This window comes from Blastocatellia bacterium (genome assembly GCA_025055075.1).
Classification (GTDB): domain Bacteria; phylum Acidobacteriota; class Blastocatellia; order HR10; family HR10; genus HR10.
In genome coordinates this window covers 162,625-178,413 of record JANWYV010000045.1, presented here as the reverse complement: position 1 = coordinate 178,413, position 15,789 = coordinate 162,625, and the positions used below count along the sequence as shown (strand labels likewise).

Sequence of the window (15,789 nt, the reverse complement as noted above, 5' to 3'; positions counted from 1 at the left end):
GCGGGCACTCCGCCTCCAGTTCGTGCGGCATGAGGGCGTTCGCTTCTCCGGGATTGGACAGCTTGTGCTCCTGCATCCGGCGATGACGTACGAATTGTGCTTCGCCTATAGGGCCGATCTCCGTGGGGATCCGCGCATGCTCGTGGAGATCATCGAGGCTCCGCGAGGCGTGCCGCAGGAAGACCGCGTGCTCCTCCGCTGGAAGATGCCACCGGAGGCGAATCGCACCCTATGGACGTCCGTGTGCGAGATTTTCCAGACGTCGCCGACGACGTCGCTCGTTCTCTTGCGGCTGCGACGGGAGCCAGCCGCGTCGCTCGCTGATTTCGTGAAAGGTCACATTTGGTTTGATGCCTTCGCGATTCGACCGATCGAAGCGGAGAAAGGATCGTGACATCCGCCACGCGACATCATGAGCTGCCCATCGCCGAGCGCGATGCGCTCGCGTGGAGAGAAGTCACCATCGCTGATGGCGAATGCGTGGGATTCCGTTCGCTCAAGGCGCGTGTGTGCGATCGAGTGCTCTTTGGAGGCGTGCTCGCGCTCGTGCTTCTAGCTCCTTGGCCGTACGGTTCCGATCACGCGGGCGCGCTCCTGCTGCTCGGATGGGGAGTAGCAGGGCTCCTTCTGCTGTGGCTGGCGACTCCCGCGTTCTCGGGCCTGGGGCGATGGGCGTGGTCAAGAGGACATACGTGGATGGCGCTCTTTTTCGGTCTCGCCGTCCTTCAACTCCTGCCCTTGCCCCTGTCGATCGAGCGCGTCCCGCTGCCCGAAGGAGGCGTGCTCGCCTGGAATCGGCTCACGCGCGATCCGGCGGCGACGGCGGCGGCCGTGGCGAAGCTCGCGCTCGTGCTGGGGTATTTCTTCCTGGTGACGCTCAGTGTGAATTCTCCTGCGCGAGTGCGCGCGCTTGTGCTCGCGCTTCTCAGCAATGGCGCCGTGCTCGCTTTCCTCGGAATGGTGAACGCGCTCTCTTCGGCGGGACCGATCCTGTGGGATTTCGCATCCGATTCACCGTCCTTCGGGCCCTATGCCAATCGCGCCCATTTCTCGACGTTCATCGCGATGCTCCTGCCGATCGGGTTGGCGCACGTGCTCGCGGAGGGCATCGGTCGGCGCAGCGAACGATTGCCGCTCATGCTGGCCATCGCGGTGATGGCAGCGGCCGTTGGCGTGGCGGCTTCTCGCGCTGGTCTTGCGCTCCTTCTCCTGTTGGGCCTCGCTGTCCCTCTCGCGATAAAGTGGTGGGGAGGTGAGGGGAAGCTTCGCCGAACTCTCGGGCGCGCGTGTTTGATCCTCAGTCTGGCGATTGGCCTCGGGATCGGAGTAGGCGGTGAGAGGCTCGGCGAACGTTTGATCGAACGCTTTCGCGACGACGCGTTCGTCGTTCGGAGCGAGATTTGGCGCGCGACGCTTCGGATGATCGCCGACCATCCGATCTTCGGCATCGGTCTCGGCGCGTTCGCGACGATGTATCCGCACTATGACTCGAGCCCCGGACTGCGATACACGGCGGAAGCGCATAACGACTATCTGCAGCTTCTGGCCGAGACGGGAGTCGCGGGAGGAATCATCGGGATCGGATTCCTCGCCTTTTTGATTCGGACCATGCGGCGTTCGCTCTCGCTCACGGCCGGGACGCGTCAATGGAGCTTGGCCGTGGGAACGAGCGCGGGGATCGCGGCAGGTTTGATCCACAGTCTCGTGGACTTCGGGTTGCAGATCACGGCGAATGCGCTTGTCTTCCTGAGTTTAGTGGCCGTGCTTCTGCGCCTCGGTCGCGAGTGATGATCGGAGCAAATCGAACGTGGGAGAGATCGGCCGCTGGCCGAAACGGCGGTAGCCTGCGCGCGTCTCGCGCGCGTCCCTTGTTCCGAAGAGAGGCGCCCATGTAGGATACCCCCTATGGCGACGTATTTGGTCACGGGAGGAGCGGGATTCATCGGATCGCATGTAGTCGAGCGCTTAGTCGCTCTGGGCCATCGAGTGCGCGTGCTCGACGATCTCTCCGAAGGGCGGCGAGAGAATCTGGCCGCCGTGTGGGATCGGATCGAGTTCCTCGAAGGGGATGTGCGCGATCCGGAAGTCGTGCGTCGCGCCGTCGTCGGTGTGGATTACGTCCTGCATCAGGCGGCGCTGCGATCGGTCCCGCGTTCGGTCGAGGATCCGATGGCGACGACGGCGGTGAACGTGCTCGGCACAGTGAACCTCTTGCAGGCGGCCCGCGAAGCGGGAGTGCGACGCGTCGTCTTCGCTTCGTCTTCTTCTGTGTATGGTGAGACTTCGGAACTGCCGCTTCGCGAATCGCAACCGCCGCGTCCGGTCTCTCCGTATGCCGTCTCCAAACTCGCCGGCGAGCAATACTGCGCGGTCTTCACGAGGCTCTATGGGATGGAGACCGTGAGCCTCCGATATTTCAACGTCTTCGGACCGCGGCAAGACCCTCGATCGGAGTACGCGGCCGTGATCCCGCGCTTCATCCTCGCTGCCCTGCGCGGAGAGCCGTTGGAGATCCATGGAGATGGGCTTCAGTCGCGAGATTTCACGTATGTGGAGAATGTCGTGGAAGCGAACGTGTGCGCGGCGACACAGCCTGGCATCGCCGGCGAAGTGTTCAACATCGGATGCGGGCAGCGGTATTCTGTGCTCGAGGTGAAAGCCCATTTGGAGAGAATTTTCGGCCGATCGCTCCCGGCGCGTCATACCCCTCCTCGGAAAGGGGACGTGCGCCATACGCAGGCGGATATGAGCAAGGCCGAAGCCGGGCTCGGCTATCGGCCGCTGGTCTCCTTCGAAGAGGGATTGCGTCGGACCGTGGAATTCTTCGCTGAGCGCTGGAAGTGAACGAGCCGCGCGCTCTCGGTCCGCATGCGCTCCTCTCTCACCGAAAAGGCCGTCATAGGCGCCATCGCCCTCGCTGTGGGGCAGATGGCATTGCTCGCCATTCAATTGGCGAGCAGTGTGTTCCTGGCGCGAAGATTGGGGCCGACGGAGTTTGGGACGTTTGCCGTTCTGATGTTCGTCGTCTCGCTCGCGCACGTCCTGAGCGAGTTCGGTCAGGGGACCGTGCTCGTCCAGCGGCCCGCCGCCGTGGAGGAGAACGAGTGGCGCACTTCGTTCACGCTTCAATTCATGGGCGCTGCCGGTTTGTCGCTCCTGCTCCTTGCGCTCGCCTCTTCTTTAGCGCGCATTTTCGATCTCGGGGGGGATTTCACTCGCGCGCTCGCGTGGTTAGGAGTGCCGATGGTGATGATGGCTCCGGTGGAGCGTCTCTCCAACGTCGTCTTGGAGCGGCGAATGGCGTATGGAGCGCTCAGCGCGATCTCAATTGTGGGCGGAGTGCTGTATGCCGGAGTGGCTGTGAGCTTGGCGTGGAAGGGATTCGGCCTCTGGAGTTTGGTGGGGGGAACGTTCGCGGCGAGCCTTGGACGAACGCTCTTGAGCGCGAGCTTGGCGCGTTGGCCCATAAGCGTCGGCATCGAGCGCGAATCACTTGTCGCGTTGTGGCGAAGTGGATTTCCGTGCCAACGCACGGACTTCTTTGGGTTCCTTCGCGAGCACACGCCGCCGTTGATCGCCGGGCCGATTTTCGGCACGACGGCCGTGGGATATCTCGTGTGGGCCCGGAACCTCACCTACGCAGGCTATCACGTCTTCGCCGCCGCTCTCATGCGCGTGGGGTTCTCGCTGGTGGCTCGATTATCCGAATCGCAGGAGGAGCGCTCGCCGTCCATAGGCCGAGTCATCGAGGGGATGACATTCGCGCTCACGAGTCTGATGACGGTTTTGCTCGCGCTGCTCCTGGGCCTGGCTCAGCCTGTGATCACCGTGATCTACACGGAGAAATGGATGCCCGCTCTTCCGGCGCTCTATCTCTTTGGGATCCGCATGATCGGCAGCGCGCTGCTCGGGCTTTTCGTCTTCTTTGCGAACGGGATGGGGTTGTTCTCCATCGCTTCGCGGAGCGTCGCAGCGTGGTCGGTGCTTGAAATGGGAGTGGCTGTCGTGCTGGCATCGCACTGGGGGTTTTATGGCATCGCGGCGGCTTCCGCATTCGCCGTTTGGGCTCCCACCTTCTGGCTTGTGCAGCAGTTGCGGTCGTCCGCGCGCGCTGAGCGCGTGCGCTTCTGGGAGGCTCTCGGAAAACCGGTGTTTGTCGGTGGAATCGTGGGGGGCCTCTTGTACGAAATCAGTCCGCGAGTGACGGATTTGCCGGCGCTGCTCGCTGCGACAGCATTGGGAGCAGCGATCTACGTGTTCGCGCTCTGGTGGTGGAGCAACATCTTCCGAGAGTTCGTTCGAAATCTGTGGGCGCGATGGTGGAGTTTAGCGAAGGTCCTTTCGTCCGTGATGCCTCGCAACGCTCACCTGCGATGAACGAAGGGCAGCAAGCGCGTCCGGAGGCGGCGGTGCTCGTCCCGACCTATCGTCGGCCGGCCTATTTGGAGCGATGCTTGCGCTCCCTCCTTCATCAAACGCATCGCCCGCGGTGCATCGTCGTTGTCGTGCGTGACGATGATGAGGCATCCCACGCCGTCGTACGACGATTCCAAGAGGCGATCGCCGAACGGCGAGAAGGAGCTTCACCGACGGGCCGATCCGATGGGATTCGAGACCTCCTGGGATCGCCCGTCGAGATCCACGCGGTGAGCGTTGCTCTCCCTGGTCCGGTGTGGGCTTTCAAGCGAGGAATCGAGGCGCTGCGCGCTCGTACGGATGTCGAGCTGGTCTTCGTCACCGACGACGATGCGGAGGCTGAGCCGGAGTGGATCGAGCGCGGAAGCCGTCATTTCGTCGATCCGACTGTGGGGATCGTCGCCGGTCGGATCATCCCGTACAAAAATGGCCATCCTGTGGACTTGCCTGCGCCGAAGCGCGTGGGAGTCCTCTCTTGGTACGGCCGATATGTCGGAGGATTTGAGCGGCCGGAGGAGACGCATGTCTTGAGATCGGTCGCTGGATTCCAGGGAGCCAACGCCGTCATTCGGCGAGAGATCCTCGAGCGCATCGAGGTAGATCCCCGCTTCATCGGCTATGGCGTTCAGTTCGAGCTGGATATCGCGCTTCAAGTGCGACGGCTCGGATACCGCATCCTCTTCGATCCCGAATGTCGTGTGCGTCATTTCGAAGCGCCGCGCGCCATTCCGGAGGAAGCGCGCGGAGATCTCAAACAGCTCATCTACAGCTATAGCCACAACCACACATACCTCATGCTGAAGCATCTCCCCTGGCTCGGGAAACTCGCCTTCCTCCTCTACTTCTTCGTGCGAGGGGAGCGTCGGTCGCTGGGGCTATTGACGGCCTTGTGGGAAGCCATGCGCACTCCTCGCCAATCATGGGGCGAGCAACTCCGTCTTTCCCTGGCGGGGAAATGGCAGGGCCTGCGGACCTATTGGCAAGCGCGACGAGCGTTGCGCCGTTCCGATGACGGAAACGCAGCATGTACCGGGCGACGCCTCATCAAAACTTCGTGCTGAGAGCTTCGGCGATGGCCTTCGCCGTCGCCGTGTTCGCCGGTTTCGGTTTGGCGCATCTTTTGCTTCAAGCCGATTGGCGAACGATGGTCGTCGCCATCGTCTTCGCCGGAGCCGGGGCCGTAGGACTTCTGATTTTGCGGAATTGGCGATTCGGTATTCTGAGCTTCTTCGCCTGGATCGTCGTGGAGGATTTGATCCGCAAGTACCTCGGCAATCGCATCGTCCTCTATGGAGCCAAGGACGCGCTGATCGTGCTGACTTATGCGAGCTTCCTCTTCGCCCGCGTGATGAACCGGCGCACCGGAGAGTTCCAAAATCCGATTCGCACGCCGCTAGTCGCCCTGGTCGCGCTGGCTGTGGCCGAATGTTTCAATCCGCAGATCGAGCATCCGCTGATTCCGATCATCGGGATGCGAATGCACTTCCTCTACATTCCCCTGCTGTATCTCGGCTACGCATACTTCGACTCCGAGGAGCGATTGCGTCGCTTCCTGCTATTCGCCCTCGTCCTCGGTGGGATAGTCGCGATGCTCGGCGTGCTCCAAGCCCTGATCGGACTGGATTTTTTGAACCCGGAAGGGTTCGTCCCCGGACTCCGGCTGGCATTGATCCGCATCGCTCCGGAGAGTCAGATGTTCATCCCCCGGCCGACGTCGGTCTTCGTGGATGCCGGACGGTTCGCGCAATATCTGTTCATCCTGTTCTTCCTCGGATTGGGAGCGCTCTCGTATTGGCAAAGCCTGCAGCGCGACGAGAGGCGAGCGTTGAGGGAAGAGCCGACGCGAAAGATTCGCGCGCTCATGCGCTCCGTGCTTTCTGCGCGTCGTCGCCAAGAACGGATCTTGTGGCTCGCATTCGCGCTCATCGGAGCGGGACTCATCGTGAGCGCGCAGCGCGCAGCACTTCTGCTTGTTGGCGTTGCGCTCTTGCTCCTCGCCGTGAGGGTTGGGCGAGATCAGCTCACTGCGTGGATCGCCCGATTTCGAAAGCCCTCCTTTCCCATCGGGAAGATCAGCGGAGGAATCGTCCTAGCGCTGGTGGGACTCGCCCTGATTCATCCAGAGCACCTCATCGCCCTCTATCGGTTCTGTGCCGAGACGCTCTCGCCCATGGCTCGGGAAACGGAAGTGACCTGGCGTCCGGGCGTCTATTGGCGCGATATCCTCTTCGCCCTGCAAGAATCTCGCATCTTCGGACATGGCACGGGTACGGCTTCGCTCGGCCTGCAGTATCTGTACGGCCTGGACTACTTCTATCACGGGGAGACGGGATCCATTTACCGCGTCGAGGGAGGATACGCTTCGGTCATCTGGGAGTGGGGATGGGTCGGCATCGCATTCTGGCTGTGGTGGACGACAGTTCTGGTTTTCACGGCCGCGCGCACGGCGCGGCGGCTCGAGGGCTCTCGCTTCTTCGGGCTCGCGATAGCGCTCGTGCTCTTTCTGGGGCTGCTGCACTTCCCCTATTTCTTTCTGGGGCTGCCCGTGTATCAGAACTACGTGAACAACGCCTACCATTGGTTCCTGTGCGGTTTGCTCTTTCGATTGCCGAAGCTCGCTGCGGAAGCGGCTCCTGATGCGCCGACGGAGTGAGGAGCGGCGATGAGGACAACATCTCGAATCCTCGTGCTCGCCACGGACGCGCATACGCGCGGAGGGATTCAGCGGTACACCCATCTTCTCTTGGAAAGCCTTCGCGAGCTGTTCGGGCCGGAGGCCGTGCGCGTGCGCTTTCTCTGGAAGAGCGCTTTTCCACCCGGGATGCGGGAGAAAGGAGCCTTCGCCTTCTCCGCGCTCCTCGATGGAGGACGATTTCGACCTGCGGCGGTCGTGTGCACACATGTGGGGATCGCTCCCGTCGCGGCTTTGATGAAGCTGACGTTCGGCATTCCGTACATCGTCCTCGCCCACGGAGATGAAGTGTGGGGAACGGCGCCTTCGTATGCGCTTCGCGAAGCGACGGCGATCCTCAGTGTCAGTCGGTTCACGGCCGATCGGCTTCGGGATCGGCATGGGGTGAGCGCGGCGAGAATTCGGCTCCTTCCGCCGGCGCTCGATCCGAGACTCCTGCACTCGCCCAGCTCTCCAGAGCACGTGATCGAGCGTCACGGGCTTCGCGGCAAACGCGTATTGCTCACGGTCGGTCGCCTGACGCGAAGGGGGCGCTATAAAGGCTGCGACATGGTGATCCGCGCGCTCGCGCACGTTCGAGAGGTTGTACCGGAAGTCGCCTACGTGATCGTCGGCGATGGGGACGATCGCTCGCGATTGGAGCAGTTGGCGCGCGAGTGGCGGCTGGAGAATACCGTGCATTTCGCCGGCGACGTGGATGACGCTTGGCTTCCGGCGTATTACCGCAGTTGCGATCTGTTCGTGATGCCGAGTCGGGTGCGGCTGATGGATCCCTGCGAAGGAGAGGGCTTCGGAATCGTCTATCTCGAGGCCGCTGCTTTCGGCAAACCGGCGATCGCCGGTCGCGAAGGGGGGAGCGCCGAAGCCGTCCTCAATGGGGTGACGGGACTGCTCGTCGATCCCTCCGATCCGGCGGAGATCGCGCGCGCCGTGCTCGAGCTTTTGCGCGATGAGAGCCGACGGTTGATGCTCGGCGCGTGGGCGCGCGAGCGCGCATGGCGCGAGTTTACGCCCGGACGATTTCGGCAAAACCTCGCGATGATCTTGAGCGAGCTTGGGCTCCTGGCGCCCCGGCGGGAGCGTCTCGAAGGATCAAGCGAGCATCTGCCCGCGCGACGACGATGCGGATTTTGAAGATCACGCGGTGTTTCCCTCCTGCTTTGGCTGGTGGCGGCATGAGCCAAACCGTCTCGCATATCGCTCGCGCGTTAGTGCGCCGCGGGCATGCGGTGACCGTCTATGCTTCGAACTTGCTCGATGCCAGGCGCCGATTGTCGGACCGCACACTCGTGGCCGAGGAGGAGGGGGTGCGTATCGTGTACTTCCACACGGTCGTGCGATACCGATGGGACGGCGTGCAACCGGATGTCCTCCGGTACCTGAGCGAGCTGGAGCAATTCGACCTCATCCACGTCTACGGCGTGCGGGATTTCCTCTCGACCATCGTCTGTTGGGCGGCTCGACGGCGCGGTCTCCCGTATATCGTCGAGCCGATGGGGATGCTTCTGCCGGTCGGGCGGAGCTTATGGAAGAAGCGGATGTACGATCGGCTCTTCGGGCGCACCCTGCTCACGCATGCGGCTCGCGTCATCGCGACTGCCGCGCAGGAAGCCGAAGAGGCCATCGCCTGGGGGATCCCTCGAGAGAAGATCGTCGTGCGCCGAAATGGACTCGATCTCTCAGAATTCGATCCGCTGCCGCCGCGCGGGATGTTTCGCGCGCATTTGGGGATCGGAGAGGATGAGCGCGTGGTCCTTTACCTCGGGCGGCTCGCCGTGAAGAAGAACGTTCCCCTTTTGATCGAAGCCTTCGCCGAAGTGCAGTTGCCCAACGCGCGGCTCTTGATCATCGGTCCGGATGATGGGGACGGGACGCGCGCGGCGATCGAACGGACGATCGCGCGGATGGAAATTCGAAATTCCGTTCACGTCCTCGAACCGCTGTACGGTCGCGAACGCGTGAGCGCGCTCGTGGACGCTGATGTGCTCGTCTTGCCCTCGATGCACGAGAACTTCGGGAACGTGGTCGCCGAAGCGCTCGTCTGCGGTACGCCCGTCATCGTGACGAATCGGTGTGGAGTGGCCTCTCTGGTTGAAGGACGCACCGGGCTCGTGATCGAGCCAGAGAAGGAATCCTTGAAGAGCGCCTTGCGGCGCATGCTGCAAGATGAAGCGTTGCGACGACAGTTTGCCGAACGAGCGCTTCGGTCACGCGAAGAGCTTTCGTGGGAGGCACCAATAGAGCAACTGGAGCGCCTCTATACCGACGTCATCCGCCGGAAGCCGATGGAACCAGCCCCGCTGGAAGAGGGGAGGGATGCTCGATGGCTGTCATCTTGGGGGTGAACGCTTACCACGGCGATGCCTCGGCCGCGCTCGTCGTGGATGGACAATTGGTAGCCGCGGCCGAAGAGGAGCGCTTCGCGCGCGTGAAGCATATTGCGGGATTTCCGCATCAGGCGATCGCCTATTGCTTGAAGGCCGCCGGAATTACCCCCCGGGAGATTACCCACATCGCCATCTCGCGGAATCCTCGCGCGCGTCTCCATCGAAAACTCTGGGCGGCGCTCACTCACAGGCCGCGTTTGGATCGAATCGGCGATCGCGTGAAGAACGCCATTCGTCTCCGGGACGTGAAGGCGACGCTCGCCCATGGGCTCGGCGTCGATCCGCGGGACCTTCGGGCCGAGGTGCATTACGTCGAACATCATCGCGCCCATTTGGCGAGCGCCTTCTTCGTCTCGGGATTTGACGAAGCAGCTCTCCTCTCAGTAGATGGCATGGGCGATTTCGTGAGCACGATGTGGGGGATCGGGCGCGGATCGCGGATGCGGATCATGGGCGTCGTGCCGTTCCCGCATTCGCTGGGGATCCTTTACACAGCCGTGACGCAATACCTCGGATTCCCTCATTACGGCGATGAGTACAAAGTGATGGGGCTGTCCGCGTACGGCGAACCGACATATCTTGATTTCTTTCGCCAGATCGTGCGCGTGGACGGCGACCTCGGCTTTCGCCTCGATCTCTCGCATTTCATCCATCACGTGGAAGGCGTCTCGATGACGTGGGACGAAGGCGCGCCCGTGCTCGGTCCCCTCTATTCCTCGAAGTTAGTGCATGCGCTCGGACCGCCGCGCGAGCCAGGAGCTCCGATCGAGCCTCGACAGGAGCAGATCGCGGCTTCGTTGCAAGCCGTTTTGGAGGAAGTCATGCTCGCGTTGCTTGTGCGGCTCTACGAACGCACGCGCGTGAAGGCCGTGTGTTTGGCCGGGGGCGTGGCCTTGAATTGCGTCGTCAATGGGAAGATTCTCCAGCAGACGCCCTTTGAGCGCGTGTATATTCAACCAGCGGCCTCGGACGCGGGGACGAGCATTGGAGCGGCCTTCTTCGTGTGGCACGAACACTTGAAGCGTCCCCGCGCCTTCACGATGGAGCACGCTTATTGGGGGCCCGAATGGTCCGAATCGGAGATTCGAGAGACCCTTCATCGCTACGATCTGCCGGCGCGGCGCCTCTCCTCCGAGGAGATGGTCCAGACAGTCGCACGAGCTTTGGCCGAGGGGAAGATCGTGGGCCTCTTTCAAGGCCGCATGGAGTTCGGTCCTCGCGCTCTCGGGAATCGCAGTATTCTCGCTGATCCACGTCGCCCGGAGATGAAGGACCTCCTCAACCGCCGCGTCAAAAATCGAGAGCCGTTTCGCCCCTTCGCCCCCTCCATCGTGGAGGAGGCCGTGGGGGAATATTTCGAGCAGACGCATCCCTCGCCGTTCATGCTCATGGCCTATCCCGCGCGGCCCGAAAAACGCGCGCTCATTCCAGCCGCGCTCCACGTGGATGGGACGGGGCGCGTACAAACGGTCTCTCGCGCTGTCAATCCCCTCTTTTGGGAGATCCTCGTGCGCTTCGGAAGCCTCACCGGAGTGCCGGTGCTCATCAACACGTCCTTCAACGAGAACGAGCCGATCGTGTGTCATCCTGAGGAAGCCATTCGGTGTTTCCAGCGGACGCAGATGGACCTGCTCGCCATCGGACCCTATCTTGTCGTGAAGGAGGACGGCGATGTCGTTCTGGAGGGATAAGCGCGTGGTTGTCACAGGTGGAGCCGGATTTCTCGGATCATACGTCGTGGAGAAATTGCGGGAGCGCGGCTGTCGGTTCGTCTTCGTCCCGCGCAGTGCGGTCTACGATCTCCGCGAGAAAGCGGATATCGTGAGGCTGCTCGCCGATACGGTCCCGGACATCATCATCCATTTGGCGGCGCGCGTGGGCGGCATCGGCGCGAATCAGCGCCAGCCCGGTCGCTTCTTTTACGAGAACGCCATCATGGGACTGCAATTGATGGAGCAAGCGCGACGTTTCGGCGTCGAGAAGTTCGTCGTCATCGGGACCGTGTGCTCGTATCCGAAGCACACGTCCGTCCCCTTCCGCGAGGAGGATTTGTGGAACGGGTATCCGGAGGAGACGAACGCCGCCTATGGGTTGGCCAAGAAGATGCTGATCGTACAGGCGCAGGCGTACCGACAGCAGTATGGGTTCAACGCGATCTCGCTCCTGCCGGTGAACCTCTACGGACCGCGCGATAATTTCGATCCCGAGACGTCGCACGTCATCCCAGCGTTGATTCGGAAATGCTTCGAGGCGATGGACGAGGGACGGGATCACATCGTCGTGTGGGGGACGGGAAATGCCTCGCGCGAATTCCTTTATGTCGAGGATGCGGCGGAAGCCATCGTGTTGGCGACGGAGCGGTACAATAAGCCTGAGCCGGTGAATATCGGATCAGGCATGGAGATCACGATCCGGGAATTGTGCGAGCTGATCATGCGGCTGACGGGATTTCAAGGACGCGTCATTTGGGACACGTCGAAACCGGATGGACAGCCGCGCCGATGCCTGGATACAAGCCGCGCCGAGCGCGAATTTGGCTTCCGAGCGAAGACGCCGCTTCAGGAAGGCCTGAGGCGAACGATCGCATGGTATCGCGCGCATCGCGTCGTACCGACACCAGTGTATGCGGCTGCTTGTCCTTAACCAGTACTTCTATCCGGACGTCGCAGCCACCGGCCAATTGCTCACGGAGCTGTGCACGAGCCTGGCGCGGGAGCATGACGTGCGGGTGATCACGGGCTTCCCGACCTACGATCCCTTGGAACTGCAGCGCCGGGGGCTTTTCGCGCGAGAGGACATTGATGGGGTGCGCGTCTTTCGCGTCTACACGTGGCACGGTTCTCGAAAGACGTTCGCCTCGCGCGCAGCCACATATGTGACGTTCCTCTGCTCGGCATTGCTTGCGGGATTGGTCGTGCGTCGTCCGGATGTCGTGATGACCTGGACCGATCCACCACTTCTCCCACTCGTCGGATGGGTGATCGCACTCGCGCGGCGTCGACCTCTGGTCGTCGTCGTGCAAGACGTTTATCCCGAAGTCGCGGTCCGCGTGGGAATTCTGCGACATCCTTGGATCATTCGCCTCATGAATGCTCTCATCAGTCTGCCGCTTCGTCGAGCGACGCGCGTCGTCGCCATCAGCGAAGGCATGAGGCGACGCCTTTTGGAGAAGGGCGTCTCCGCGGAGAACATCGTCGTGATCCCCAATTGGGCCGATGGACGCGCGATCGTCCCATGCGAGAGGACAAATGCGTTCGCCCGCGCGCATGGGTTGGATCGAACGCGCGTCGTCCTGCATTCGGGGAATGTCGGACTCGTGCAGGATTTCGAGACGCTGCTGCGCTGCGCCGAACGGCTTCGCTCTTCGGAGGACTCCGACGGCGTGCGGATCGTCATCATCGGCGATGGAGCGAGCAAGCAGCGGTTGCAGAAAGAAGTGGTCGCACGTCGGCTGACGAATGTCCTCTTCCTGCCGTATCAACCGAGAGAGCGCGTGAGGTATTCGCTCGCCTCGGCTGACGTGTCGGTGATTTTGCTGAAGCCGGGCTTGGAGGGGTATGTGGAGCCGAGCAAGGTTTATGCAATCATGGCCAGCGGGCGGCCCTTCGTCGCCGCCATCGGCTCCAGAAGCGAAGTCGCTCGAATCGCTCGCGCGCACGCCTGCGGTGTGATCGTCTCACCGGGACAGCCCGATGCCTTGGCCGAAGCTTTGCGCGCGCTGTTGACCGATCGTTCTCAACGAGAGCGGCTGGGCCAAAATGGTCGAGCGGCTCTGCTGCGCTTCTACGACCGATCTCGTGCTGTCAACCGATATGACCGCATGCTGCGCGCGCTTCATCGCGAGGTATCCTCTCATGACCGTCCTTCAGCTTGAGCGTCATGTCGGCTTCCAGCGCCTCGCGGGAGAGAACGCCAGCTCCCGGGCGAAGCCCAGGGAGGATTCGTTACGCGTTCTCTTGAACGCGACGCCCGAGGAGTTACGGGGGCGCGGGGGAGACATCAAGTTCTATCAAAACTGGCTGCGCCTCAGCGATGAGCGTCTCGTCTTCCGAATGCTCCCTTCTTCATGGAGGCGACGGACACAAGCCTTTCTACGAAAAGCGTGCGATAAGCTCGCACGTCCGTGGGAGCCAACGGGCGCGCGGCGCCTCCTTTTGCTGATGGCGCGACTCCTCTATCTCCCTCGCTCCGTAGCGAGCCAGGCTGATCTCGTCCTCTCGCACATCTGTTTTCCTTTTCCGCACCCACGCGTTCCGGTGATCTGGAGTTCGCAGGGAATCGCCCCCGCGGCGTACTATGAGCGCCGCGGGCAGTGGCCGCTCGAGGACGTCATCTTCCTCTATCGCGTCCTTGGGCCTAGGGCGCAAGCCGTGTTGATCGCGACGGAATCTGGAGCCCAAACCCTTCTGCGATGGTGTCCGGAGCTGGAGGGGAAAGTCCACGTCGTTCCGGTTCCCGTCTTCGTCCCTTCGACGATCCCCGAGATGAAGCCTTCGCAGCGAGATGGAATCATTCGATTGCTTTTCGTCGGGCTAGACCCCGTGCTCAAGGGATTACCGGAGCTGCTGCGGGCCTATGGCGAATTGAGGCGAAAGTATTCGTCCCTTCGGCTCGATGTCGTGACGCGCGTTCTCGGTAGGAAGACTTGGCGGCGATTCCTCGGGACAGACGTTCCGCCAGAGGCGTGGGGAATTCGGATCCATCCCCCACTGTCTCATGAGCGAATATTCGAACTGATGCGGGAAGCTGACCTTTTCGTCTCGCCCACGCATGCGGACACATACGGTATCGCGCCCGTCGAGGCGATGGCTCATCGGTGCGCCATCGTCATCTCGAACTTCGATCCGATGCCGGAGCTTTTCCCGGATGCCGAGGTGGGATTCCTCATCGCCCCCGAAGATGTCCGTGGATTGATCGAGCGGCTCGAGGCCTTGATCACCAATCTCGATCTGCTCCGGCGATTTCAGGAGAACGCGCGACAGCGGTATCTGGCTGTCCATGATCCGGCGAAAATCCGAGATCAGTTGGCGAGAATCTTCGAGCGCGTGCGGGATGATGCCCATCGCCATCGGTGCCGCTGACCGGTGAGCGGAAGGGAGAGCGAGTGGAGATGATGCTTCGGTCCAATGCGATCCCGAGCAGGAGAAAGATACGGCGCATGTCCGATTGCCAGCGCCTCACAGGTGTGCTAATCTTTGCATCCTTTTGACGGAGGAGAACGTGCGGATATGCGGTACTTGATCACGGGAGGAGCAGGATTCATCGGTTCTCACTTGGCGGAAGAATTGCTGCGCGCAGGTCATGCGGTGACCGTCGTTGATGATCTTTCGACCGGGAGCATTGAGAATATTGAACCGTTGCGATCAGAAGCTCGGTTCCAATGCGTCATTGACACGGTCTTGAACCGTCGGCTCATGGCAGCATTGGTAGACTGGGCGGATGTGATCTTCCACCTGGCGGCGGTAGTGGGAGTGAAATTAGTTGTCGAGGATCCCGTTCGGGCGATCGAGACAAACATGCGCGCGACGGAAATTATTCTGGAGTTGTCCGCGCCGAAAAGGAAGAAGGTGGTCTTCACCTCGACGAGCGAGGTATATGGCAAGGCCGCGCGGGTGCCATTTCGCGAGGATGATGATTTGATCTTGGGGGCGCCTTGGCGTTCTCGGTGGGGATACGCGTGCTCGAAAGCTCTGGGGGAGTTTCTCGCCTTAGCGTATTGGCAGAAGCACGAGGTGCCAGTTGTGATCGCGCGTTTGTTCAACACGGTCGGGCCGAGGCAGACGGATCGCTACGGGATGGTCATCCCGACGTTCGTCCGACAGGCCTTACGGGGGGAACCCATCACCGTGTACGGAGATGGGCAGCAAACGCGCAGCTTCTGTTGGGTGGGGGATACGGTGCGGGCGCTCGTGGCCTTGGCCGAACATCCGGGGGCCGTCGGTCAAATCTTCAACGTCGGTAGTGATGAAGAAGTGCGGATCATTGACGTCGCCCACCGAGTGAAATCTCTGACCGGAAGTGCTTCTCCCATCATCTTCGTCCCCTACGACCGCGCCTATGGCGATGGCTTCGAGGATATGCGGCGGCGCGTGCCCGATCTGACGAAGATTCGAGCGCTGATGGGGTATCAGCCTGCCGTTCGATTGGAAGAGATTTTGCGGCGGGTGATCGCCTACTATCGCCAGTTCGAGGGCACGTTGAAGCGAGATCTCGCGCACGCCATGTCCCCATCGCGCGTTTGAACGCCGCGCGCCTTCCCTCATAGTCGCGCGAGACCCCACTCGCCTTCTTGCT

General features: G+C 61.8%; 13 protein-coding genes. All 13 read left to right on the top strand.

Annotation, left to right across the window (positions count from 1 at the left end):
- The coding region (locus tag NZ746_11130) for a hypothetical protein (GenBank protein ID MCS6817915.1) at positions 1 to 394 on the top strand (394 nt) is incomplete at its 5' end.
- Positions 391 to 1,788, top strand: coding sequence for an O-antigen ligase family protein (locus tag NZ746_11125; protein MCS6817914.1), 1,398 nt, complete (start codon positions 391 to 393; stop codon positions 1,786 to 1,788). The genes NZ746_11130 and NZ746_11125, both read left to right, overlap by 4 nt.
- 117 nt (positions 1,789 to 1,905) lie before the next feature.
- A complete protein-coding gene (locus NZ746_11120; GenBank protein MCS6817913.1) occupies positions 1,906 to 2,844 on the top strand; it encodes an SDR family oxidoreductase in 939 nt (312 codons plus the stop codon).
- 24 nt (positions 2,845 to 2,868) lie between these two features.
- On the top strand, positions 2,869 to 4,377 hold the full coding sequence (locus NZ746_11115) for an oligosaccharide flippase family protein (protein ID MCS6817912.1): 1,509 nt from the start codon (positions 2,869 to 2,871) through the stop codon (positions 4,375 to 4,377).
- Positions 4,374 to 5,477 (top strand): glycosyltransferase, encoded by a 1,104-nt coding sequence (locus NZ746_11110; protein ID MCS6817911.1) that lies wholly within the window; start codon positions 4,374 to 4,376, stop codon positions 5,475 to 5,477. The genes NZ746_11115 and NZ746_11110 overlap by 4 nt, the downstream gene beginning before the upstream one ends.
- Entirely contained in the window at positions 5,441 to 7,069 is a 1,629-nt protein-coding gene (locus NZ746_11105; protein MCS6817910.1) for an O-antigen ligase family protein, read from the top strand. Before NZ746_11110 ends, NZ746_11105 begins: the two co-directional genes overlap by 37 nt.
- Before the next feature lie 9 nt (positions 7,070 to 7,078).
- Positions 7,079 to 8,242: a glycosyltransferase family 4 protein gene (locus NZ746_11100; GenBank protein MCS6817909.1), complete on the top strand. Its 1,164-nt coding sequence runs from the start codon at positions 7,079 to 7,081 to the stop codon at positions 8,240 to 8,242.
- Complete coding sequence (locus tag NZ746_11095) at positions 8,230 to 9,453, top strand: glycosyltransferase (GenBank protein ID MCS6817908.1); 1,224 nt, start codon at positions 8,230 to 8,232, stop codon at positions 9,451 to 9,453. The genes NZ746_11100 and NZ746_11095 overlap by 13 nt, the downstream gene beginning before the upstream one ends.
- Complete coding sequence (locus NZ746_11090) at positions 9,432 to 11,186, top strand: carbamoyltransferase (protein MCS6817907.1); 1,755 nt, start codon at positions 9,432 to 9,434, stop codon at positions 11,184 to 11,186. Before NZ746_11095 ends, NZ746_11090 begins: the two co-directional genes overlap by 22 nt.
- Entirely contained in the window at positions 11,167 to 12,138 is a 972-nt protein-coding gene (locus NZ746_11085) for a GDP-L-fucose synthase (GenBank protein MCS6817906.1), read from the top strand. Before NZ746_11090 ends, NZ746_11085 begins: the two co-directional genes overlap by 20 nt.
- Positions 12,119 to 13,369 (top strand): glycosyltransferase family 4 protein, encoded by a 1,251-nt coding sequence (locus NZ746_11080; protein MCS6817905.1) that lies wholly within the window; start codon positions 12,119 to 12,121, stop codon positions 13,367 to 13,369. The genes NZ746_11085 and NZ746_11080 overlap by 20 nt, the downstream gene beginning before the upstream one ends.
- Positions 13,350 to 14,576 carry a glycosyltransferase family 4 protein gene (locus tag NZ746_11075; protein MCS6817904.1) on the top strand — a complete coding sequence of 409 codons (1,227 nt, stop codon included), beginning with the start codon at positions 13,350 to 13,352 and terminating at the stop codon, positions 14,574 to 14,576. Before NZ746_11080 ends, NZ746_11075 begins: the two co-directional genes overlap by 20 nt.
- A gap of 147 nt (positions 14,577 to 14,723) precedes the next feature.
- Positions 14,724 to 15,737 (top strand): GDP-mannose 4,6-dehydratase, encoded by a 1,014-nt coding sequence (locus NZ746_11070; GenBank protein MCS6817903.1) that lies wholly within the window; start codon positions 14,724 to 14,726, stop codon positions 15,735 to 15,737.
- Positions 15,738 to 15,789: the final 52 nt, after the last annotated feature.